This is a genomic window from Paenibacillus harenae DSM 16969 (genome assembly GCF_000422465.1).
Lineage (GTDB): Bacteria > Bacillota > Bacilli > Paenibacillales > Paenibacillaceae > Pristimantibacillus > Pristimantibacillus harenae.
The window spans coordinates 451,575-473,485 of the sequence record NZ_KE383842.1; the positions used below are offsets into that span (position 1 = coordinate 451,575).

Genomic DNA, 21,911 nt, shown 5'->3' on the forward strand with positions numbered 1-21,911 from the left:
ATGGGCGTTGGAGACACAGGCTTATCGACCGGCATGCCATGTGCGTTTTGTTACGGCTGCCGCCTTATACGACGGTCATGATGCATCTATAAATATTATGAGACGGATATTGCAAGCCTCCGGCGTGGAGGTCATTCACCTCGGGCATAACCGTTCGGCGGAGGAAGTGGTGAATGCGGCGGTTCAAGAGGACGTGCAGGGAATTGCCATTAGCTCGTATCAGGGCGGGCATATCGAATATTTGAAATTTATGTACGACCTGCTCCGGAATGCGGGAGCTGGTCATATTCAAATCTTTGCCGGCGGCGGTGGCGTTATCGTCCCTTCCGAGATCAAGGAATTAAGCGAATACGGCATAGCCAGGATCTTCTCGCCGGACGATGGCCGGGATTTGGGCTTGCAGGGCATGATCAACGAAATGATCCGAAAATCGGATTTTCCAACGCCAAAGCAGCTTAAAAAAGAATTGAAGGAATTAAAGGTCACCGATTGGAGCTCGATTGCCAAATGGATTACGCTCGCTGAGGAAGCCGTACCGAAAGAGGGCTCAGCCGCATCGGTTCAAGCTGCTTTGCAGAACTTGAAAACGGAAGTAAAACATGCTCCCGTTCTGGGAGTGACAGGCACGGGCGGTGCCGGAAAAAGCTCGTTGACGGATGAATTGGTTCGCAGGTTTCTCGACCGGAACCCTGGCCGGTCCATTGCCATTATTTCGATCGATCCTACCAAGATGAAGACAGGCGGAGCGCTGCTCGGGGACCGTATCCGAATGAATGCGATCAACAGCCCCCGCGTGTATATGCGAAGCATGGCGACCCGGGGCTCCAAATCGGAGTTAAGCGAAGCGGCGGAAGCAGCCGTTGCTATCGTCAAAGCGGCAGGCTACGATTTTGTGATCGTTGAAACAAGCGGGATCGGACAAGGCGATTCCAAAATCGTCGGTCTGGTCGATATTGCGATGTATGTCATGACCAGCGAATTCGGCGCAACGACCCAGCTGGAAAAAATCGATATGATCGACTTTGCGGATATCATTGTTATTAATAAATTTGAACGGCGGGGATCCGAGGATGCGCTGCGGGATGTGCGGAAGCAATTCAAGCGCAGCCGCCGGCTGTTCGACATTCCGGATGAAGAGCTGCCTATATACGGGACGATTGCCAGCCAATTCAACGATCCGGGAACCAACGTTTTATTTGACTCGCTTATGAGTATCGTCGAACAGAAAGCCGGCGGCGCCTGGTCTTCCACGAACAAGGCGCCTACTCCAATTGTGAAGAAAAGAAACAATATTATTCCGCAGCACCGGACCGGATATTTAGGAGAAATTATCCAAACCGTACGCGAATATAAGCAATTTACCGAAGAACAAGTTTCCGTGGTGAATAGGCTAACCGAGCTGAGAGGAACGAAACAGCTGGTGGCCAATGACCAAGGACGTGTGATGACGGAGGCGGAGGCTGTCTATTTTGCGGCAAAGCTGGATGACATAAAGGAGCAATACGAAGCAAAGCTTCACCCGGAAAACAAAAAAAAACTCGAAGAGTGGCCGGAAATCCGAAAAGCCTACAAACAGGACCAACAGGTCACGTACGTTCGCGGCAAAGAAATGCGTACGGCGTTATTTACCGAAACGCTGTCGGGCAATCGGCTGCCGAGGGTCAGTCTGCCGCAGTGGGACAGCCCAGGTGAAATTCTGCGCTGGCTAATGAAGGAGAACCTGCCGGGCTTCTTTCCTTATACAGCGGGCGTATTCCCGTTCAAGCGGACGAATGAAGAACCGAGGCGGCAGTTTGCCGGAGAAGGGACGCCTGAGCGCACGAACCTGCGTTTTCATTTTTTATCCCAAAATGATAAAGCCAAACGTTTATCGGCCGCCTTCGACAGCGTCACTTTATACGGGCAAGACCCTGACGACCGGCCCGACATTTACGGGAAAATCGGGAACAGCGGCGTAAGCGTATGCACACTTGATGATATGAAGAAATTGTTCGCCGGCTTTGATTTATGCGATCCTTCCACCAGCGTCTCCATGACGATCAACGGGCCGGCGCCGATTCTCTTGGCGATGTATATGAATACGGCGATTGATCAACAGGTTGAACGGTATGAGGAAACGAACAAGAAGCAGCCAAGTCCGGAAGAGTACGAGAGCATCAAAGCTTACACGCTGCAGACCGTGCGCGGCACCGTTCAAGCGGATATTTTGAAGGAGGACCAAGGGCAGAACACGTGTATTTTCTCGACGGAGTTTGCGTTGAAAATGATGGGGGATATCCAGCAGTATTTTATTGACCATAAGGTACGGAATTATTATTCCGTAAGCATAAGCGGCTACCATATTGCCGAAGCGGGGGCAAATCCGATCTCTCAATTAGCCTTTACGCTGGCGAACGGATTTACTTATGTGGAGTATTACTTAAGCAGGGGCATGCGGATCGATGAGTTTGCGCCGAATCTGTCCTTCTTCTTCAGCAACGGCCTGGATGCCGAGTATGCCGTCATGGGACGAGTGGCGCGCCGGATCTGGTCAACCGTTATCAAACATAAATACAACGGGAACGATCGCAGCCAGAAGCTAAAATATCATATTCAAACCTCCGGCCGTTCCTTGCACGCGCAAGAAATGGATTTTAACGATATCCGAACGACCCTGCAGGCTTTATTCGCGGTTTATGATAACTGCAACTCGCTGCATACGAACGCCTACGACGAAGCGGTCACGACACCGACGGAACATTCGGTCCGGCGGGCTATGGCCATTCAAATGATCATTAATCAGGAGCTTGGCCTTGCGAAAAACGAGAATCCGCTGCAGGGCTCCTTTATTATAGACGAACTAACCGATCTCGTAGAAGAAGCGGTGATGGCGGAATTTCAGCGCATTCATGACCGCGGCGGCGTGCTGGGCGCAATGGAAACCCAATATCAGCGCGGCAGGATTCAAGAGGAGTCGCTGTATTATGAGCAGAAGAAGCATTCGGGTCAGCTCCCCATCGTCGGCGTGAATACCTTTATCGATCCGAACGCGGATGAGACGGCTTATGATATCGAGCTGGCTCGCTCGACGGAAGCGGAGAAACGAACCCAAATCGCTAATCTTCAGGCTTTCCGGCTGCGCAACCAAAGCGCGTGCGTTGCGGCGCTTGAGCGCCTCAAACAAGCGGCGCTGGAAAATAAAAACCTCTTCGAAGAGCTGATGGAGTCGGTAAAAACCGCATCCCTCGGACAGATCACGGGCACCTTGTTCGAAGCTGGGGGACAGTATCGGCGAAATATGTAGGCTGACCAGGTCCGGGTGGAATCGTATAAAAAGAAGCGGAAAGGGGATTCTGTTATCATTAGGAATCCCTGAAAGAACTACCAATTCCAGCCGTAGGGAGAGGATTTTGTATGAAAATGCCGGTCGTTTTTGTAACGATCCTATTGTTATCGCTCATTTATTTAGTTGTGACTGACCTGATCGTCGGATTCACCTTTCCGGAAGCGGTTCGTACTCTCGTTCAATCTCTGGCTGTCGTAACCGTACAGGAAAAATTCATTATCATCGTTGTATTTCTTGTTCCTTTCTTTATCCCGATCGTTCGCAGCATATGGAAGAGAAAGAAAGCTGCATCCGGGTAAGCTGATTAGAGAGGAGTAAGGATTACTCCTCTTTTGGTTTTATATAGGATTTGAACCGCAGGCCCGTCCTTCGGACGTATGCCTTTACGCTGACCTTCACTTCGCTCTCCGAATAAAGAGCCGGCCAATTCTCCTTCATTTTTTTCCAGTCCTTCGGATAGGTGCGCTTTATTACAGTCGCGAAGCCAAAGATGTCGCTTCTTGTTAATTGAGCGGCTTTTACGGCCAGCTCGATCTCCTTCTTCGTTTCTTCCGCCAGCTGTTGCTGCAGCTTCGCGATCACTTCATGCGTTTTGGGATTGATCGGACACTTCGTTTCACTTAAATTGCCCTCTTCCGTTACTTGGATGGTGAAGGATGGTTTGCCGTTAATAAGATGCGCCTTCACCTTAGTCGTGGAAAACGTAATTTCGATCGCCATCGCGTCTTTTTTATCTTCGCAGTCTATATTGACGATCGTGCTTTTCATTTTATCGAGCGCCCATACGGCCCCGCGGGCTGATTTGCCTTCGAGCCAGCCTGCGAGCTTTCCATCCGTGAATACGGCAATCCCTTTGGTTTCAACGTTGGAGAGCGGGGTAGACTGTTCCAGGTTCTCTTTCTTTTGGCCTTTGGACGGGTTACCCGTTACCCGAATGCCGCTTATGACCGGCGCTCCTTCACCGACCAAACTTTTCACGATATCGGAAATCGTCGTGTCCACGCTTTGCGCCCATGATTCAGAGGTCACCTTAATTCTGCCTGTGATTGCCGTCGTTGTCGTCGTCTGCAAAGGAATCAATACTCTCAATAAAGATTCGGCGTCAGTACCTTTCGCGATGACGACAGATGTATTAAGCCTTAGCTCGTGAGATCTTTCATAAAAATCGAACAGATCATCAATGCCGTCTTTTGCTAAAGCTTCTCCAATAACCAGCAGCTGAGAATGGGCGAAAAACAGCCTGCGAGGCACCTTTTGCGAAGATTTTCGCATTGCGCTGAAGACCGTATGATCAACCGAGGAGTAAACGACGTTTGGCATCAGATTTTGTCCGCCGCTGCCTGATTTGCTTGTTACAACCGAGCCTGGATTGACGATCTGCAGCGATACCCGGTACTGATCCGTATCCGGTATTTTATCGATTCCTATCCCGATAACGATCGCCATATCGCTTAGCTCTCTGCTGTTCCAGCAGCCCGGCAGCAAAAGGAGGCTAAGCAGCATAAGAAGACAGAAGGACCTGCAGGTTCTCATGAGGGTCTCCCTTCGGTATGCGAAGCGGAAGAAGCAGGAGGCGAAGAATCGGTTTCTCCATTCGTTTCATTTTCGCTTGGGATCGCAAATGTCTGAGGAATCTCCGCTTTCTTCGTCAAGGGCAGCCCATACAACGTTTTCCTCTGATCCTCCGGGACAAACGGCGCTATATGCGTCATATATGGAACGCCTAACGAAGTAAGGCCGCACATATGAGCGATAAGAATGATGCTGAGTATCGCGATTCCGTAGAAGCCGAGCAGCGCCGCGGCCACCATCATAAGAAAACGGATTAACCGGATCGAAAGCGCCATGCTGTAAGTGGGATTCGCAAAGCTGGAAATACCCGTAATGGCTACCACGATAACCATGGCGGAAGAGATGATGCCGGCTTCCACCGCCGCTTGCCCAAGCACAAGCGCCCCAACGATGGACACGGCCTGACCGATTGCGCGCGGCATGCGTATGCCGGCTTCGCGTAAAATTTCAAACGTAAATTCCATCATCAGCGCTTCAATGAAAGCCGGAAAAGGGACGCTTTCCCGCTGGGCAGCCAAGCTGAGAAGTAGAGGCGTCGGAATCATTTCCTGATGAAAGGTAATGGCCGCGATGTAGATGGAAGGACCAAACAGCGAGATCAGCAGGGACGCGTAACGAAGAAATTGAATAGCAGCCGCTGCCTCCGGGCGCATGTAATAATCCTCGACGGATTGAAAATTTTTGAAAAAGGTGATAGGAGCGATCAAATTAAAGGGAGTCCCATCTACGAATATGACAATCCGGCCGTCCAAAATATGGTTTGTAACGGCATCGGGCCGTTCGGTATTCGTCAACGTCGGAAACGGGGTCATCTTCTGATCCTGAATGAGTTCCTCAAGGTGCTCGGAGCCCGTTAGCGATTCAATCCGGATATGCTGCAGCCTGTTCCTTAGTTCCTGGACAAGGCTATTTTCCACTTTACCCTGCAGATACATGATAGCTACGGCCGTTTTCGTCTCGGTACCGATTTTGAACGGCTCCAGTCTGACATTAGGGCTTTTGATCCGCCGCCGTATGAGCGATACGTTCGTGCCAATCGATTCCGTGAACCCGTCCTTCGGTCCGCGAATGACGACCTGGGTGGAAGGCTCCGAAATCGTCCGCTGCTCTCCGCCCTTCGTATTGCCGCTTATCGCTTCGTCCGTATCCTCAATGAAGATGACCGTATCGCCGGAAAGAACGGCAAGGATAACGCTGTCCCAGTCCTTCAAGATAAAAACTTCACCGACGCTAAGCGCATTGTCATTAATGTACGACAGCACGCTTTGATCCTGATCAAGATGGCGCGAATCGGCGTCAAGCATGAGGGATTGCAATATATATTGATTAACCATGTTCTTATCGGTAATTCCGTCCATATATACGGCACCGGCCGCTGTCTGGCTTGTACCGATCTCGAATTTCCTGACAATGATATCCGGACTGTCTCCCAGCTCGTTTTTGATATAGGCCAAGTTTTCGGTTAGACGGGAGAAGAGAGGCATCTTGCCGTTTGACTGCCGCCCCGGCTTTGAATCGTCTTCTCTGTTACGGACATGCTTGTTTGCAAATCGATCGGGATGTTTGAACACCGTTATGGTCACCTCGCCGCTATCTTAGGGTAATTGCTTATGCTGGGCGGTTATGGCTGAACCTCTTCCTTATCAAATGTATGATCAACAGCAGCACAGGCAGGATCACCATGAAAAAAGGATGAAGGCTGAGCAAGTGCCGGGATCCTTCCGTGCTATGCTCCGGGTAGCTCCAAGCGGACATGATCGATACGAGCAAAATAACGGCTCCAATCGGATAAGCCAGCGAACGCTGCTCAGCGAACCGGAAAATATCCGCCGCTATGGCGGCTGCGGCGTAAGCATACATGGTCATTTTAAAAAACACGCCAATAATAAGCGCAAGGATGACAATAGCGTCCAGCCGCTGCAGGAACTCAGCCGCCTTCACGGTGGAAATAACCGTAAACAACGGAAAGGTTGCCCGGGTATATACGTCCGCTCCGACAACCGTCACCTCTAACGCATGGGTTAAGCTAAGCAATACGCTGCTTGTGATAATGGCAATCATGCCTGTCCTTCCGGCAATTTGCTTTTGTTTGAAATGAGGCATGATCGTAGCGAAACAGAACAGCTCGGCAAACGGAAACAAGAAAATATTCGGGTAAGCATTTTTCAAGGTCGGTATCCAGCCTTCACCCATAACCGGCAGCAGATTTTTTAAATCGATGGCTCCGGACATCAGAGTGGCAATAAAACTTAGAGCTCCTAATGCCAGCATGATGATGAGATAGATTTCCCCTACCCGGAACAATACGTTTACCCCTTTGTAAACGACATAGATAACCGGAATGATCATGGCCGCATGTACGACGGCAAGCGGGGTTTGATCATAGGAGGAAGCAATGAGCAGATCTCCCGCTTCACGTAAATTACGAGACGAAATATAGATAAAGATAAGGATAAAGAGCAAGCTGATCGGCCAACCGATATAAACGCCGACGATTTTTTGAATATAGCCGCTTAAATTTAACGACGGATATTGTTTGGCAAAATATGCAAGGAGCAGATACAATAGGATGCCTCCGGGCATCGCAATCAAAATCGATAGCCATACGTTTGGTCCGGGCGCCATGCCGATCGGAAGCACAAGGGCGGTGCCAAACTCAAACAGGATAATCATGGCGAACAGCTGGGTCGGACTAATCGCGGTCGGTTTGGACATCTGGTCCGGCTCCACCTTTCTTGAGAACACCAAATAATGGGTATGATCTGTACGACTTTAATCATTTCCAAAAAGAGGTCATTTTATTAAAACTTTCGGCAGGTGAATGAAATGAATGAATAAATGAATGAATGAAGGCAGGCGGGCGGGCGGAGGGGATCAAGTAAAGTAAAAAGCCCCTTGCTTCGATAGGATCGAAGCAAAGGGCCCTGAAGCATGCTCGGTTAGGCATACTAGTTAACGAAGGTTTACGATATTTAGTTCCGGATTGATGTCGGCCTCGTAATCGATGCCGTCCGTCTCAAAGCCGAACAGCTGGAAAAACTCACGGCGGTAGCCTTCGAGATCGGATAGCTCATACACGTTCCCGGTCGTCAGATCCGTCCAGAGCTTAGCAACCTCCGCTTGAATTTCCGGTCTCATCTCCCAATCGTCGATACGGATTAGCCCTTTCGAGTCGACCGGCGTTTCGTCTTTACCGTAGAGCCGCTCGGAGAACAAACGGTACATTTGCTCGATGCAGCCCTCGTGGATGCCTTGCTCCTTCATTACTTTGTACAGCGCGGAAATATAAAGCGGAACGACAGGAATCGCGGAGCTCGATTGCGTAACGAGCGCTTTGTTCACCGAGACGTATGCGCGGCCGCCGCTTGCGCCCAGTTGTTGGTGAAGGCGGTGAGCGGTAGCTTCAAGATCGTTCTTAGCGGCGCCGATCGTTCCGTCGCGATATACGGCGTGCGTAATTTCCGGCCCGATATAGGAATAAGCGACTGTCGTTGCGCCATCGGCAAGCGCTCCGGCCTGCTGAAGCGCGTCGATCCACATCTGCCAGTCTTCGCCTCCCATAACGGCTATCGTCTGGCGAAGCTCGTCCTCCGTAGCCGGCTCGATCGTCGCTTGCGAAACTTCGCCGCTGTGGAAATTGACGGTTTTGTTCGTGTACGTGCCGCCAAGCGGCTTAATGACGGAAGAGAATGTCTCGCCGGTCTTCGGATGCGTGCGGCGAGGCGATGCAACGCTGTAAACGACAAGATCGATCTTGCCGAGCTCCGTGCGGATAAGGTCGATTGTTTTCGCTTTAATCTCGTCAGAGAAGGCATCGCCTACAATGCTGTATGATTTGCGCCCGGCTGCTGCTGCAGCTTCTTCGAACGCCGCCGAGTTATACCAGCCCGCGGATGCGGTGCGCGCTCCTTCCGCGGCTTTGTCGAAATATACGCCGATGGTGTTAGCGCCTGCAGCGAATGAAGAAACGATACGCGATGCCAGGCCGTAGCCGGTGGAAGCTCCAATGACAAGCACGTTGCGCGGCCCTTCGATCGCCGGCTGCGCGTTTACGTAATCGATTTGGCGCTGTACCTGCTTTGCGCATCCTTCCGGATGCGCAGTCGTGCATATAAATCCGCGGGTTTTCGGTTGAATGATCATATTGGAATATTCCTTTCTGTAATGGAATCGACTTGAATTCAGTTATGTAACGGGACAACTCTATCCCATTTTACCGATTTTTGCTTCCAAAGGGAAGTTCCTTCCGGGCGGTATGAATATATTATTTATGATCCTCCGCATGCAAATAAGCGCCGGTAGAGCAAGAATGCTGTTCCGGCGCTTATTTTAAATACAAGCAAGTATAATATTCTATATAAGTTGAACGAAAGAAACGAACGCGTGGAGCCGAGAGAGCCAATCGTTCTGGAGGAACTCTGGTACAGCGATCGTAAGATTGATTTGCTCTCGCAGCGATAACGGCTGACGTAAATCAATCGTTCAACTTATATAGTTACACTATGCATATATTTCGCTGCTTGCGTAAAGGTTATCGGCTTCCTGAGAGCTGCTGCTCTGCAATTTGAATGAGACGACGAGTGATGTTACCGCCGATGGAGCCTGTATCGCGGGTCGTCATGTTGCCGTAATAACCGTCCATCGGAATTTGGATGCCCAGCTCTTGCGCGATTTCAAATTTCATTTGCTCAAGCGCGGCGCGGGCTCCCGGGATAACGAGTTGGTTGGATCGGTTTGCCATCTTTATCAGCCTCCTTTTGTCCATATTATGTAACACGTGAGAATGGATTATTCATTATTTTTCACCTTAATTTACCGCCGTCTTAAAGCGCCTGTCCGTGTTAAAATGGGAAGACGGAAGGGGGCGTCGTCATGTTTATGAAGCCTATGCTTATGGTGGAGCGCAAAGAGCCTTTTAACGATCAACGTTATATTTTCGAACCGATTATCGACGGTCACCGTCTGCAATTATCTTTCGTTAACCGCAAGGCGAAGCTGTACACCATGCATAATAATGATGTAACTCGGCAATATCCGGAATTACATAATGTTCCATTAGTTGAACCTGCCGACGTCGTGCTGGACGGGGAGGTTACTTATGTGAACCCTAATACGGGAGCTATTGAATTCGATACCTTGATCGAAAGGTACAAAATGAAGAAGGAACCCCGCATCCGGGAAGCGAAAAAGGAAATACCGGTCCAATTTTTTATTTTCGATATTCTTTATTACAATGGCGTCGACATGAGAAAGAGGCCGCTTCTTGAACGCAAAAAGCTGCTTGGAGAAATTTTGGAGGACAATGCGTACTATAAGAAGCTGCCGTTCATTGACGGAGACGGGACAACGTTATTCGATCTCGTAAAGCGGTCGGAGCTTGAAGGTGTTGCCTGCAAGCGCAAGGACAGCCTCTATTTCGACGGGCGGGACGAAAGCTGGCAGAAGGTCATAAACGCTGATTACGCAAAATTGCAATTGGCGGCTAGACAAGCCAGAATGCAGGCATCCGATGCGTACTCTTATTATCGAATGCCGCAAGGTTCATAAGGATGCGTCATCAAATTAGCCGTTCTTGATTCGGAGGGAGATGCGCGTGAATGTCCGGGGAACAGCAACAACCTATAATAATTATGCCGTTTAACCCGGATTGGAATCGCCAATTCGGTATAGAGAAGGCGAGGGTGCAGGAAGCATTGGGGCAGCGGCTTGCTTCCATCGAGCATACCGGAAGCACATCGATTCCGGACCAGGCTGCTAAACCCGTTATTGATATGTTTGCGGCTGTGCGACCTTTTGGCGAAGCATCTTTATACGGGGATTTACTTGAGGTACTCGGATACCGCTTTGCGGAAACGGGGATGACCGGACGTTACTTATTCGTGAAGGGGACTGGCGGAATCCGCACCCATCATCTGCATATTTTGCCGTTCGAGGGTTTTCATGAAAGAAATGAATTGCTGTTTCGGGATTATCTTCGTGCGCACCCGCATTTCGTGCAGGAATACGGTGAACTCAAGCGCAGGCTGGCGGAGCGATATCCTTCGGATGCCGAGCAATATACCAGAGCCAAGACAGCCTTTATCCAAAGGGTTGTAGATCTCGCGCGGCTGGAGCGCGGACTTTCGCCCGAGAAGGTATGGGAAGATTAGAAAAAAGAACTATAATCGCAAGCCTCGCGATTATAGTTCTTTTTTTAACGCTATCCGTTATGCCTCGAACACTGTCAGGGGATTAATTCAAAACCCGTCTAGCCGTAACATAACGCTTCGCCCAATAACCGGAGCCGAGGCTGGAGACCGTCACGCCCTGGCTTGAGGAGCTGTGAATAATCTTGTTGTTGCCGGCATAGATCGCGACATGGCTAATGGACTTGCCGTTTGTATTGAAGAAGACAAGATCGCCCATGCTAAGCGACCCTTTGGCGACCTTCTTGCCTGCATAGGCCTGCGCAGCCGAGGTGCGAGGCAGGTTGACGTCGAGTCCTTTGTACAAAAACTGGGTGAATGATGAGCAATCAAAGGCATATGTAATGCCGGCCGGCGCGCCAAATCGATATGGCGTTCCGATATATTCTTTGCCCGTGGAAATCAGATCGATCGTCTCCGGTGTTGCCGCATGCGCTTTCTGCGCAAAAAAGCCCATAGTGATTGTTGACATGACGACAGCGCTGCAAATGCCTGCTTTGGCAAACGATTTCAAAAGGTTTGAAGTTCTCATGCTGTAATTATGTCCCTCCGCGTTTCGTATTATGTCCCGACTATACCATATCCGCGGGAGGTGGTTTTACGAACATGAGAGTCTAAGATTAGCCGTAATAAGGCTTCTGCGCCATTATGAGAAATAAATAAAAAAAAATTAATGAATGGCGGCTTGCTTTGAAGGTTAAGGTTTGTTTGCTTCTCTTGCGCTTATGAGCAGGGAATACCATTGGTCTCTTGTCATTAGCTCGGATTGTCGCACCGCGTCCCGGCAAGCGATGATCCGTTCCGGATTAACCGTTCCGATGACGGGTTGAACGAGGGCGGGATGCTTCATCAGCCATGCGAGCACGATCGATTCGGGCGTTGTGTCATTCTCTTCGGCGAGCTGCTTCACAAGCGCGGCCGTCTTCAGTTCGGCTTCAGTTGCTTTCTCATGTACGCGTCCGGAGAACCTGCCCTGGGCAAGCGGTCCCCAGGCTTGTATTTGAATGTCTTCCATCTGCATAAATTCCATAAGGCCTTCCGGAAAGCTGTCATTTAAGCCGGCTTTCTGGTTGACATGGATACCATGATCGATCCAGTCATGCCGAAGCAGGCTCATCTCGATCTGATTTACGACGATCGGATCAGGCAGCGCGCGCTGCAGGAACCGGATTTGCCCGGGGCTCATGTTCGAAACGCCGAAGTTGCGAACCTTGCCGGAAAGCTTAAGCTGCGAGAAGGCCTCGGCGATTTCGTCCGGCTCCATCAGGGGATCGGGGCGGTGAAGCAGCAGAATGTCGATGTATTCGGTTCCAAGCCGGGACAGAATACCGTCCACCGAAGGCAAAATATGCTCCTTCGAGAAGTTGAAACGTGCCGGAAGCGCTCCATCCTCCAACTGGATGCCGACCTTCGATTGTATGACAATCTGCTCCCGGAGCTGCGGCTGCCGCTTCAGCACCTGCCCGAATACGGACTCTGCTTTTCCCCTCGTATAAATATCCGCGTGGTCGTAGAAGGTTATGCCAATCGATAACGCGGCGTCTACCGCCATTTCTGCTTGCTTAACATGATCATCGGTATAGGCATCTTCGGCACTCCAGCTTCCGCCGAATCCCATGCAGCCAAGCGCGAGCCGGCTGTTCGAGATTCCGCGGCGTTCCAGCGGCATCATTTTCATTTTCCATCAACCTCCGATATTTTAATAGATCCAGACGGATACTATTATACCTTTCCATTCCAATTCAGATAAGCACTGAAAAATAGTTCAGTAACTACACTTGTGAGATGCCCTTGCAGACAGGGCAACATACGTCAAACGGCAGATTGCAAGCGTTTCAGTTTGGTGCTACATTACAGAGGATAAACCATTCGACCATAGATAGGGAGGAATGAAGGATGGCACTCATTACATGTCATTTTTATTCGGAAACGCTAGGACTCAGCACATCGATGACGGTTATTCTGCCGCAGCAGACCTCAACCCAAATCGGGATGGACAGCCGCAGCGGACAGAACAAGCACCGGACGCTTTATCTGCTTCACGGCTTCTCCGATGACGATACGATATGGTCCAGAAGAACATCGATTGAACGGTATGCAGCGGAGCTTGGCCTCGCGGTTGTCATGCCTAACGTGCATCAGAGCTTTTATTCGGATATGGAATACGGCAATAAATATTGGACGTTCCTGACGGAAGAGCTTCCGTCCGTCGCGCGCTCGTTCTTTCCATTATCCGACGCTCGCGAGGATAATTTCGTGGCGGGCCTGTCAATGGGAGGCTACGGCGCTTTCAAATGGGCGCTTCGGCACCCGGAGCGATTCGCGGCTGCGGGCAGCTTATCCGGGGCGCTGGATATGGCGTATCATATTAAGGACGTACCGCTGCCGCACATGAATAATTATTTCAAGCTTATCTATGGCGACCGGGAGCTTACCGGAACCGACGACGATCTGCTTCATGTCGTATCCCGGCTGTCAGAGACGGATTCTCCGAAGCCTGCCCTCTTTCAGTGCTGCGGTACCGAGGATTTTCTGTACAACGACAACCTGGCGTTTCGCGCCGCTTGCGAGCAGGCCGGCTATCCGCTTACATACATAGAAGGTCCGGGAAGCCATGAATGGGGTTATTGGGATGAGCATATCAGGCATTTTCTGAAGTGGCTCCCTTTAGATCGGGAGCATTGAAATTTTAAGGTTGCAAAACGTAAGCGCTCGCATTATGATTTGAGTATAATTAATAATTATATTATTAAGTAATGAATTTATTAATTCATTAATTTATCCTATTGAAACGAGGGCGATTGTACGATGGCAAACCGCGTGACAATTAACGCCGATTTGACGGCAGGCACGATTAACCGCAACATTTACGGCCACTTCTCCGAGCATTTGGGCCGCTGCATTTATGAAGGCATTTGGGTGGGCGAGGATTCGCCGATTCCGAACACGAACGGGATCCGGAACGACGTCATAGCGGCTCTCAAGAACATTAAGATTCCGGTGCTTCGCTGGCCGGGCGGCTGCTTTGCCGACGAGTACCACTGGAAGGATGGCGTCGGGCCTCGCGAGAACCGCAAACAGATGGTCAATACGCATTGGGGCGGCGTTGTCGAGAACAACCATTTCGGCACGCATGAATTTCTGATGCTGTGCGAGATGCTGGAGTGCGAGCCGTATATCTCAGGCAACGTCGGCAGCGGCACCGTCCAGGAAATGTCCGAATGGGTGGAGTATATGACGTTCGACGGCGTATCGCCAATGGCGGAATGGCGCAAGGAGAACGGCAGAGAGAAGCCTTGGAAGCTGAAATATTTTGGCGTCGGCAACGAGAACTGGGGCTGCGGAGGCAATATGCGGCCGGAGTATTACGCGGATGAGTATCGCAGATACCAGACATACGTTCGCAACTACGGCGGGAACAAAATACATAAAATCGCCTGCGGACCGAATGTGGACGATTACCGCTGGATGGATGTATTGATGAGCGAGGCAAGCCGGATGATGGATTCGATCTCGCTTCATTATTACACCATACCTGGCGAATGGTCGGCCAAAGGCGCGTCAACCGGCTTCTCGGAGGACGAGTGGTACGGGACGTTGAAGAAGGCACTTTGGATGGACGAGCTTATTAAGCGGCATTCCACGATTATGGATAAGTACGATCCGGGCAAACGGGTAGGCCTGATCGTCGATGAGTGGGGGACGTGGTACGATGTTGAGCCGGGTACGAATCCGGGCTTCCTGTATCAGCAGAATACGATTCGCGATGCGCTGGTCGCCGGCTTGACGCTGAACATCTTCCACGATCATTGCGACCGCGTACAGATGGCGAATATCGCGCAGGTGATTAACGTGCTTCAGTCGGTCATTCTGACGGAGGGCGAGAAAATGGTGCTGACGCCGACGTATCACGTGTTCGATATGTACAAGGTGCATCAGGACGCTTCGCTGCTCAAGGTGGAGATCGAAAGCGAAAACTACGCGCAGCGCGATCAGCAAATCCCGCAGGTATCCGTCTCTGCGTCGAAGGATGCGGAAGGCCGGATTCACGTAAGCCTATGCAACCTTGACAATCAGAAAGCCGCGGATGTTGCGATTGATCTGCGCGGACTGGCTGCGAGCGGTTTGAACGTAACCGGAACCGAGCTGACGGCGGCAGTGAAGGACGCGCATAATACGTTCGAACAGCCGGATGCCGTTTCGCCTGTTTCCTATCATGCTTTCACTGTTGACGGCTCATCGGTTAACGCCAAGCTTTCGCCGATGTCGGTTACCGTTCTTGAGATTATTCCGGAATAAGGTGTTGATTGTATGAGCAGCAACGGGCAGTGCAAGGGCTGCAGCGACGAGTATCGCGTTACCGACGAGCAGATTGACCGGATTTTGGCGGCGCCGATGTTCTCATCCGGCATCAGCGTGCCGGACGAGGTGTATGAGCGGCGGCTTGCGCAGTGCGGCGCCTGCCCGAAGCTGCAATTCGGCACGACCTGCGCCGTCTGCGGCTGCTTCGTCCGGATTGCGGCCAAGTACAAGGACCGCGCCTGTCCGCTCCCTGGCGGCAGCCGCTGGGCGAAGCATGCGTAAGCGGGTTGCGAATTGAAGCTGAAGCTCGTCATTACACGGGATCCAATCCGGTATAGATGCGGTAAGCCTCATTTTAGATTTTTGACCCGCTGATACTTTAACCGCCAAAGAACTCAATTGCTCGCTGTATGGTACTATAGTGGGTTATTGCAGTAACTTTGGTTTGTTTGTCGGTGTGTCGGCGGCTATACTGTATTCCATCCAATCAAATGTGCGAATTCAGCCGAAAAAACGGGTATGTTGGCGTGCACGCTGGATGAATTCCATCATAGCTGCAAATTGTAGCTGAAACTCGTCAATACATTGGATCAAATCCAGTATAGATGCGGTAAAACGAATATGAATGTTTTGGGTGATAAACCATAACAAATAGCCGGGCGGCAGCGCCCGGCTATTTCGCAGCTTCTGAGAAGTTTTACATTTATATGCGCTTAGAATTCTCTGCGATACCGTTATTAGGGTGAGCTTGCTTCAGGAGTCGCTTCAGAAAATACGGAGTAAACGGTTGGCGTCCTCTGCTGAGGACGCCAATAGGCGTTTCTGCCTGGCTAATGTTTAGTTATATTTCGGAAGCCAGCTGCCATGCGCTTCGATCAGATCGTCGCAGAGCGATACGATGTCGTCCATGGAAAGCTCGGCGGACGTATGCGGATCAAGCAGCGCCGCATGGTATATATGGTCGCGCTTGCCGGTGATGGCCGCTTCGATCGTGAGCAGCTGCGTATTGATATTGGTCCGGTTCAAGGCGGCCAGCTGCGGCGGCAGATCGCCGACATAAGTAGGCGTTACGCCGTTCGCATCGACGAGGCAAGGCACCTCGACGCACGCCTCCTTCGGAAGGTTCGTGATCAGCCCCGTGTTCATGACGTTGCCGCCGATTTTGAACGGATTGTTCGTTTCGACCGCTTCTAAAATATAGGAGGCATATTCATGGCTGCGCTTATGCTCGAGATTGCGGTCGGTAACCAGCTCGTCGCGCATCGTCTTCCAGCGTTCGATTTGGTTCACGCAGCGGCGCGGGTATTCATCGAGCGGAATATTGAAGCGGTCAACCAGCTCCGGATAGCTTTTCTTAATGAAGTAGGGATGGTATTCGGCATTATGCTCGGAAGATTCCGTAATATAGTAGCCGAATTTCAGCATGAGCTCGTAACGAACCATATCGTTATGCTTTTCCTTCTGCTTCTCGGCAGCGCGGCGTTTGATCTCCGGATAGAGGTCGATGCCGTCCTTCGATGCTTCAAGCAGCCAAGCCATATGGTTAATGCCGGCGATTTTGTACTTGACGCCGGTCGTATCGATCTCCAGATGCTTGAACAAGTGCGGCACGCATACTTGAACGCTGTGGCAGAGACCGACGGTATTAACGCCGCCGTAGGTGTTCATGACGTTCGTCAGAACGGCCATCGGGTTCGTATAGTTCAGGAACAGAGCGTCCGGACACACCTCGTTAATGTCGCGGGCAAAATCAAGCATGACCGGGATCGTGCGCAAATTCCGGAAAATCCCCCCGATTCCTACCGTGTCGGCGATCGTTTGACGCAGACCGTATTTCTTCGGAATTTCAAAGTCCGTAATGGTGCATGGATCGTAGCCGCCGACTTGGATGGCGTTGACGACGTATTTTGCCCCGCGAAGCGCTTCCTTCCGGTCGGTATATGCCTTTATCCGGCATGTGCTTTCGCTTGTCTTCTTAATGTTGAGCAGCATCTGCTCGGAGTCTCGCAGCCGCTCCATGTCAATATCGAATAAAGCGATTTCAAAATCTTGCAGAGCAGGCGTCTGCATGACGTCGCCGAGAATGTTTTTGGCAAAAACGGTGCTTCCCGCTCCAATAAACGTAATTTTGGACATGATTCATTTGCCTCCTAAAAAGTTTATTTCCGACTCCTTCAGTATAAGGATGCCTCTCCCAAATGAATATGGAAGGAACGAAGCAATATATGGAGAAATGTTGCATCATATAGTATGATAATGTAAGCAGCAGAAAGGGGGCAATGTAGTGGAAACGCATCGCAGCATATCGCTTAACATAAATGCCGCTCCTTTAAAAGGAGAAATGTCGGTTTTATTTAGCGGCCATGGGGAGCCGCTGGGCGGGCATTTTATCGGGCCTTGCGTGCACAGCTATTACTTGATCCATATCGTACTGAGCGGAGAGGGGATATTCGAAACGCTGGGAGAAACGCATTCTTTACGGGCGGGGGACGCGTTTGTTATTTTTCCGGATATATTGGTCAAATACGAGGCGAGCGTGGAGATTCCGTGGACGTACATGTGGGTAGGCTTCTCCGGTGAAATCGTCGAGGACTCGCTGACCTCGATCGGCATCACGCCGGACAGGGCGGTCATTCGGGGCTGCTCCTTGCCCGTGATGAAGCGGATGTTCAAAAATCTGCGCAAAAGCTTGCAAAAAACGGAGTATCCGCAAGCGGGAAATATGGAGTCTTCCGGCTGGCTTCGGTTGATTATGGGCGAGCTGGCGCTGCTTCATCAGCCGGCGGATGCCGAGGCGAAGACGACGCCGTCACGCTCATTCCGGCAAATCGACCAGGCCATCCGCTTGCTTTCCCTGCAATACGGCAAGCAGCTGTCCATCGAAGAAATCGCTCGGTCATTAGGCTATCACCGGGCGCATTTGTCCAAGCTGTTCAAGGAAGCGACAGGCCTTTCCCCGATGCAGTATTTGTTCAAGGTAAGGATGAAGAAGGCGGAGGAGCTGCTCGAAGGCGAGCTGACCGTCGCGCAAATCGCGGCTTCTGTGGGCTATAACGACCCGCTGTTCTTTACCAAGCAGTTCCACAAGTGGAGCGGGCAATCCCCGACCGATTTCCGGAGGGGACGAAGAGATAGGGACAAGCTATCGTAGTCGGCATTTGATTCGATAGCATCGGTTTGCGGTGTGCCAGTGGGCTGTCAGCAGGTCGTAGTCGGCATTTGATTCGATATTATCAGTTTACGGTGCGAGAGTTGATTGCTAGCTGATTGGTTGATTGCTATCGTGAAGCAACTGTAGTTAAGCGGAAAATCCCCCTCTAAAATCAGCAGAAACTCATCATACCATCAGCATAACTGGAATTCCTCCCGTTAATTACATTACATGCGGTTCACTTGATCCAAATCAATGGGAATAACAGGAGAAAATCCCGCTAGATGAGCGAAATAACGTTTTCGTTGTCATTTAGTAGGAGGAATTCCGGTTAGCAAGGCCGGTTAGCAAGACCGGAAGCTTCTTAAGCGGGTAATACCGTTTCAAGCAGTAAGCGAATATTCAAAATTTACGAATGCCACCACTTGCGTCACGTAATGTCCTTCACCGACCTGCGTATGATAAGGTCGGCGGGCAGCACGATTTTTTTCCATGGCAGCGAGGTTCCGCGTTCCTGGATGCGTTCGATCAGCATCTGCATGCCCATGTAGCCGAATTGGTATGCCTGCTGCGCCGCTACCGTTAAGAAAGGCTCAATCTCCGAGTACGGCCCCAGATCGTCGAAGCAGACGATCGACATATGCTCCGGCACGCCGATTCCGCGGTCTCGCAGCAGCCTCATGACTTCGATGGCCAGCACGTTGTTGCCCGCTACAATCGCGGTCGGCAGCGGATCCATCCGTTCGATCCACTGCTCCATTTCCGTTAAATCGTTTAACGGACCGAAGCTTGTTTCATATACATACCGTTCATCATACGGCAGATCGTTCAGCTTAAGGCCGTCCTGATAGCCTTGCAGCCTCAGGCGGGCGCTGGAGATGGAGGACGAACCGTTAACCATCGCGATGCTGCGGTGGCCCAGCGCGATGAGATGCTCGACCAGTCTCCGCGCGCCGTCCTTGCTGTCCCCGAGCACAATATCGCATGCTATGCCGGGCACCTCGCGATCGAGCAGCACGAACGGAACGTTGTGCCTCCGCAGCGATTCCAGATGCGGCAGCGAAGGGTCGCCCGCCGGCGCGACCAGCACGCCGTCGACCCTCGCCGTCAGTATCGTCGTGATGTAATCCGATTCCTTCTCGAGGTTTTCATCGCTGTTGCCGAAGAGGAGCCGGTAGCCCGACTTCTTCGCCGCATCCTCCGCGCCGCGCGCGAGCGTCGTATAGAACGGGTTCATAATATCGGTGATGAGCAGGAAGAGAAGCTTCGTCTGCTGCAGAACCAGACTTCGCGCCGTTTGGTTCGGCACGTAATTCAGCTCCTCCATGACGCGCTTTACCTTCGCTCTTGTTTTTTCGCTTATTTTGCCAGTGTTATTGATAACTCTGGAGACGGTCATTGCGGATACGTTTGCTTTGGCCGCTATGTCATAGATCGTTACCATTACTTTTGTCCCCTTATAGATAAATCATAAGTACTATCATACAAAAAAGTAAGCGTTGACAGCAAGCATTATCCTTGTTATTTTAAGGTTATCGATAACATTAATCTTACTTATTGGAGGTATTTATAATGACGGACACAAGCTTTCGTTTTCAATCCGGCTTCCCGAAGATCGGTATTCGCCCGACGATTGACGGCCGGCGCAAAGGAGTCCGCGAATCGCTAGAGGAGCAAACGATGAACATGGCCATCGCAACGGCGAAGCTGTTGTCGGAGCATCTCCGTTACCCGAACGGCGAGCCGGTCGAGTGCATTATTGCCGACAGCTGTATCGGAGGCGTGGCGGAAGCGGCTGCTTGTGCCGATAAATTCGCCAAATCCGGCGTAGGCGTATCGATAACCGTTACGCCATGCTGGTGCTATGGCACAGAAACGATGGATATGGATCCGCATATTCCGAAGGCGGTATGGGGCTTTAACGGTACGGAGCGTCCGGGCGCGGTATACTTGGCAGCCGTTCTTTCCGGTTATGCGCAAAAAGGTCTTCCTGCCTTCGGCATTTACGGCGAGCATGTGCAGGATGCCGGCGACACGAATGTGCCTGAGGACGTTCAAGGCAAGCTGATCGGATTCGCCAAGGCGGCTCTTGCCGTCGCTTATATGAAAGGGAAATCCTACTTGTCGATGGGCTCGGTATCGATGGGGATTGCCGGCTCGATCGTGAACGATACGTTCTTCCAGGAATATCTGGGCATGCGCAACGAATACATCGACATGACTGAATATGTTCGCCGGATGGATGAACACATTTACGATCCTGCAGAGTTTGAGAAAGCGCTCGCATGGGTGAAGGAGAACTGCATCGAAGGGCCGGATAACAACCGCGAAGAGCTTCAGCAGTCGAGGGAGAAGAAGGATAAGGATTGGGAAACGGTTGTCAAAATGACGCAAATTGCCCGCGACCTTATGGTCGGCAATCCGAAGCTCGCGGAGCTTGGATTCGGCGAAGAGGCGCTCGGGCATAACGCGATCGTATCCGGCTTCCAGGGCCAGCGGCAGTGGACGGACCATTTTCCGAACGGGGACTTCCTGGAATCGATTCTGAACTCCTCCTTCGATTGGAACGGCATCCGCGCGCCGTATATCGTCGCAACGGAGAACGACAGCCTCAACGGCGCGGTTATGCTGTTCGGCTATCTGCTTACGAACACGGCGCAAATTTTCGCCGATGTCCGCACCTACTGGAGCCCGGAATCGGTAGAGCGCGTGACAGGCTTTAAGCTCGACAACGACGCGGAGAACGGCGTGCTTCATCTGATCAACTCCGGTTCGGCGACGCTGGACGGAACTGGCGAGCAGTCGAAAGACGGCAAGCCGGTGATGAAGCCGTTCTGGGATATCAGCGAAGAGGAAGCGCAGAAATGTCTGGACGCCACGTCCTGGCGCCCGGCTAACACGGAATATTTCCGCGGCGGCGGCTACTCCTCGGATTTCATGACGCGCGGCGGCATGCCGATGACGATGTCGCGGATTAATTTGGTAAAGGGAATCGGTCCCGTGCTGCAAATCGCGGAAGGCTATACGGTCGACCTGCCTGCTCATGTCCACGATGCGCTTGACCAAAGAACGGATCCGACCTGGCCGACGACCTGGTTCGCGCCGGTCATTACTGGCGAGGGCTCGTTCCGCTCCGTCTATGAAGTCATGAATAATTGGGGAGCGAACCATGGCTCCATCAGCTACGGCCATATTGGCGCAGATCTCATTACGCTGGCTTCTATGCTTCGTATCCCGGTCAACATGCATAACGTGGCGGAGGAACGCATTTTCCGTCCGCGGGCATGGGGTTTATTCGGCACTGCGGAGCTGGAGAGCGCAGATTTCCGGGCATGTCAAAACTTCGGCCCGATCTATAAATAAACGGAGGTACTAT

General features: G+C 51.4%; 18 protein-coding genes. 9 read left to right on the top strand and 9 right to left on the bottom strand.

Annotated elements, in window-relative coordinates:
- Window positions 1-7: 7 nt before the first annotated feature.
- Together icmF and H581_RS0112130 are read left to right on the top strand one after the other, a co-directional pair.
- Window positions 8-3,283, top strand: a complete 3,276-nt coding sequence (gene icmF, locus H581_RS0112125; RefSeq protein ID WP_028610213.1) for a fused isobutyryl-CoA mutase/GTPase IcmF — start codon at window positions 8-10, stop codon at window positions 3,281-3,283.
- Between the two features lie 110 nt (window positions 3,284-3,393).
- Complete coding sequence (locus H581_RS0112130; protein ID WP_028610214.1) at window positions 3,394-3,624, top strand: YczF family membrane protein; 231 nt, start codon at window positions 3,394-3,396, stop codon at window positions 3,622-3,624.
- A gap of 22 nt (window positions 3,625-3,646) precedes the next feature.
- On the opposite strand, the gene H581_RS0112135 is transcribed toward H581_RS0112130, so the two are convergent.
- The 5 genes from H581_RS0112135 to H581_RS0112155 all read right to left on the bottom strand — a co-directional run bounded on the left by H581_RS0112135 (window position 3,647) and on the right by H581_RS0112155 (window position 9,638).
- Window positions 3,647-4,858, bottom strand: a complete 1,212-nt coding sequence (locus H581_RS0112135) for a Ger(x)C family spore germination protein (protein WP_028610215.1) — start codon at window positions 4,856-4,858, stop codon at window positions 3,647-3,649.
- Window positions 4,855-6,468, bottom strand: a complete 1,614-nt coding sequence (locus H581_RS33875; protein WP_051250737.1) for a spore germination protein — start codon at window positions 6,466-6,468, stop codon at window positions 4,855-4,857. The genes H581_RS0112135 and H581_RS33875 overlap by 4 nt, the downstream gene beginning before the upstream one ends.
- A gap of 37 nt (window positions 6,469-6,505) precedes the next feature.
- Window positions 6,506-7,612 carry a GerAB/ArcD/ProY family transporter gene (locus tag H581_RS0112145; protein ID WP_028610216.1) on the bottom strand — a complete coding sequence of 369 codons (1,107 nt, stop codon included), beginning with the start codon at window positions 7,610-7,612 and terminating at the stop codon, window positions 6,506-6,508.
- A gap of 237 nt (window positions 7,613-7,849) precedes the next feature.
- Complete coding sequence (gene fabV, locus H581_RS0112150) at window positions 7,850-9,040, bottom strand: enoyl-ACP reductase FabV (RefSeq protein WP_028610217.1); 1,191 nt, start codon at window positions 9,038-9,040, stop codon at window positions 7,850-7,852.
- A 388-nt stretch (window positions 9,041-9,428) separates the two neighbouring features.
- The gene (locus tag H581_RS0112155; protein WP_028610218.1) at window positions 9,429-9,638 is read right to left on the bottom strand and encodes an alpha/beta-type small acid-soluble spore protein; all 210 of its coding nucleotides are present in this window, start codon (window positions 9,636-9,638) and stop codon (window positions 9,429-9,431) included.
- 131 nt (window positions 9,639-9,769) lie between these two features.
- Here H581_RS0112155 and H581_RS33880 point away from each other — a divergent pair, with 131 nt between their 5' ends.
- A complete protein-coding gene (locus H581_RS33880) occupies window positions 9,770-10,444 on the top strand; it encodes an ATP-dependent DNA ligase (RefSeq protein WP_051250739.1) in 675 nt (224 codons plus the stop codon).
- Window positions 10,445-10,494: 50 nt separating this feature from the next.
- Window positions 10,495-11,046 carry a GrpB family protein gene (locus H581_RS0112165; protein WP_028610219.1) on the top strand — a complete coding sequence of 184 codons (552 nt, stop codon included), beginning with the start codon at window positions 10,495-10,497 and terminating at the stop codon, window positions 11,044-11,046.
- 82 nt (window positions 11,047-11,128) lie between these two features.
- Here H581_RS0112165 and H581_RS0112170 read toward each other — a convergent pair whose 3' ends face one another.
- A complete protein-coding gene (locus H581_RS0112170) occupies window positions 11,129-11,614 on the bottom strand; it encodes a C40 family peptidase (protein ID WP_051250741.1) in 486 nt (161 codons plus the stop codon).
- 165 nt (window positions 11,615-11,779) lie between these two features.
- Window positions 11,780-12,760 (bottom strand): aldo/keto reductase, encoded by a 981-nt coding sequence (locus H581_RS0112175; RefSeq protein ID WP_028610221.1) that lies wholly within the window; start codon window positions 12,758-12,760, stop codon window positions 11,780-11,782.
- A gap of 218 nt (window positions 12,761-12,978) precedes the next feature.
- Here H581_RS0112175 and H581_RS0112180 point away from each other — a divergent pair, with 218 nt between their 5' ends.
- The 3 genes from H581_RS0112180 to H581_RS0112190 all read left to right on the top strand — a co-directional run bounded on the left by H581_RS0112180 (window position 12,979) and on the right by H581_RS0112190 (window position 15,666).
- The gene (locus H581_RS0112180) at window positions 12,979-13,767 is read left to right on the top strand and encodes an alpha/beta hydrolase (RefSeq protein WP_028610222.1); all 789 of its coding nucleotides are present in this window, start codon (window positions 12,979-12,981) and stop codon (window positions 13,765-13,767) included.
- 123 nt (window positions 13,768-13,890) lie between these two features.
- A complete protein-coding gene (locus tag H581_RS0112185) occupies window positions 13,891-15,381 on the top strand; it encodes an alpha-N-arabinofuranosidase (RefSeq protein WP_028610223.1) in 1,491 nt (496 codons plus the stop codon).
- Window positions 15,382-15,393: 12 nt separating this feature from the next.
- The gene (locus tag H581_RS0112190; RefSeq protein WP_028610224.1) at window positions 15,394-15,666 is read left to right on the top strand and encodes a DUF6171 family protein; all 273 of its coding nucleotides are present in this window, start codon (window positions 15,394-15,396) and stop codon (window positions 15,664-15,666) included.
- A 555-nt stretch (window positions 15,667-16,221) separates the two neighbouring features.
- Here the strand turns inward: H581_RS0112190 and melA are convergent.
- A complete protein-coding gene (gene melA / locus H581_RS0112195) occupies window positions 16,222-17,520 on the bottom strand; it encodes an alpha-glucosidase/alpha-galactosidase (RefSeq protein ID WP_028610225.1) in 1,299 nt (432 codons plus the stop codon).
- Between the two features lie 148 nt (window positions 17,521-17,668).
- On the opposite strand from melA, the gene H581_RS0112200 reads away from it, so the two are divergent.
- Window positions 17,669-18,535 (top strand): AraC family transcriptional regulator, encoded by an 867-nt coding sequence (locus H581_RS0112200; protein ID WP_036718522.1) that lies wholly within the window; start codon window positions 17,669-17,671, stop codon window positions 18,533-18,535.
- 430 nt (window positions 18,536-18,965) lie between these two features.
- On the opposite strand, the gene H581_RS0112205 is transcribed toward H581_RS0112200, so the two are convergent.
- The gene (locus H581_RS0112205; RefSeq protein WP_028610227.1) at window positions 18,966-19,979 is read right to left on the bottom strand and encodes a LacI family DNA-binding transcriptional regulator; all 1,014 of its coding nucleotides are present in this window, start codon (window positions 19,977-19,979) and stop codon (window positions 18,966-18,968) included.
- Between the two features lie 128 nt (window positions 19,980-20,107).
- Here H581_RS0112205 and H581_RS0112210 point away from each other — a divergent pair, with 128 nt between their 5' ends.
- Window positions 20,108-21,898: an L-fucose isomerase gene (locus H581_RS0112210; protein WP_028610228.1), complete on the top strand. Its 1,791-nt coding sequence runs from the start codon at window positions 20,108-20,110 to the stop codon at window positions 21,896-21,898.
- Window positions 21,899-21,911 lie beyond the last annotated feature (13 nt).

What these genes read in the sequence shown, in the direction of transcription:
- H581_RS0112130 (WP_028610214.1), top strand. Translation starts at nt 3,394, where the DNA reads ATGAAAATGCCGGTCGTTTTTGTAACGATCCTATTGTTATCGCTCATT.
- H581_RS0112135 (WP_028610215.1), bottom strand. Translation starts at nt 4,858, where the DNA reads ATGAGAACCTGCAGGTCCTTCTGTCTTCTTATGCTGCTTAGCCTCCTT.
- H581_RS0112145 (WP_028610216.1), bottom strand. Translation starts at nt 7,612, where the DNA reads ATGTCCAAACCGACCGCGATTAGTCCGACCCAGCTGTTCGCCATGATT.
- fabV (WP_028610217.1), bottom strand. Translation starts at nt 9,040, where the DNA reads ATGATCATTCAACCGAAAACCCGCGGATTTATATGCACGACTGCGCAT.
- H581_RS0112155 (WP_028610218.1), bottom strand. Translation starts at nt 9,638, where the DNA reads ATGGCAAACCGATCCAACCAACTCGTTATCCCGGGAGCCCGCGCCGCG.
- H581_RS33880 (WP_051250739.1), top strand. Translation starts at nt 9,770, where the DNA reads ATGTTTATGAAGCCTATGCTTATGGTGGAGCGCAAAGAGCCTTTTAAC.
- H581_RS0112165 (WP_028610219.1), top strand. Translation starts at nt 10,495, where the DNA reads ATGTCCGGGGAACAGCAACAACCTATAATAATTATGCCGTTTAACCCG.
- H581_RS0112170 (WP_051250741.1), bottom strand. Translation starts at nt 11,614, where the DNA reads ATGAGAACTTCAAACCTTTTGAAATCGTTTGCCAAAGCAGGCATTTGC.
- H581_RS0112175 (WP_028610221.1), bottom strand. Translation starts at nt 12,760, where the DNA reads ATGAAAATGATGCCGCTGGAACGCCGCGGAATCTCGAACAGCCGGCTC.
- H581_RS0112180 (WP_028610222.1), top strand. Translation starts at nt 12,979, where the DNA reads ATGGCACTCATTACATGTCATTTTTATTCGGAAACGCTAGGACTCAGC.
- H581_RS0112185 (WP_028610223.1), top strand. Translation starts at nt 13,891, where the DNA reads ATGGCAAACCGCGTGACAATTAACGCCGATTTGACGGCAGGCACGATT.
- H581_RS0112190 (WP_028610224.1), top strand. Translation starts at nt 15,394, where the DNA reads ATGAGCAGCAACGGGCAGTGCAAGGGCTGCAGCGACGAGTATCGCGTT.
- melA (WP_028610225.1), bottom strand. Translation starts at nt 17,520, where the DNA reads ATGTCCAAAATTACGTTTATTGGAGCGGGAAGCACCGTTTTTGCCAAA.
- H581_RS0112205 (WP_028610227.1), bottom strand. Translation starts at nt 19,979, where the DNA reads ATGGTAACGATCTATGACATAGCGGCCAAAGCAAACGTATCCGCAATG.
- H581_RS0112210 (WP_028610228.1), top strand. Translation starts at nt 20,108, where the DNA reads ATGACGGACACAAGCTTTCGTTTTCAATCCGGCTTCCCGAAGATCGGT.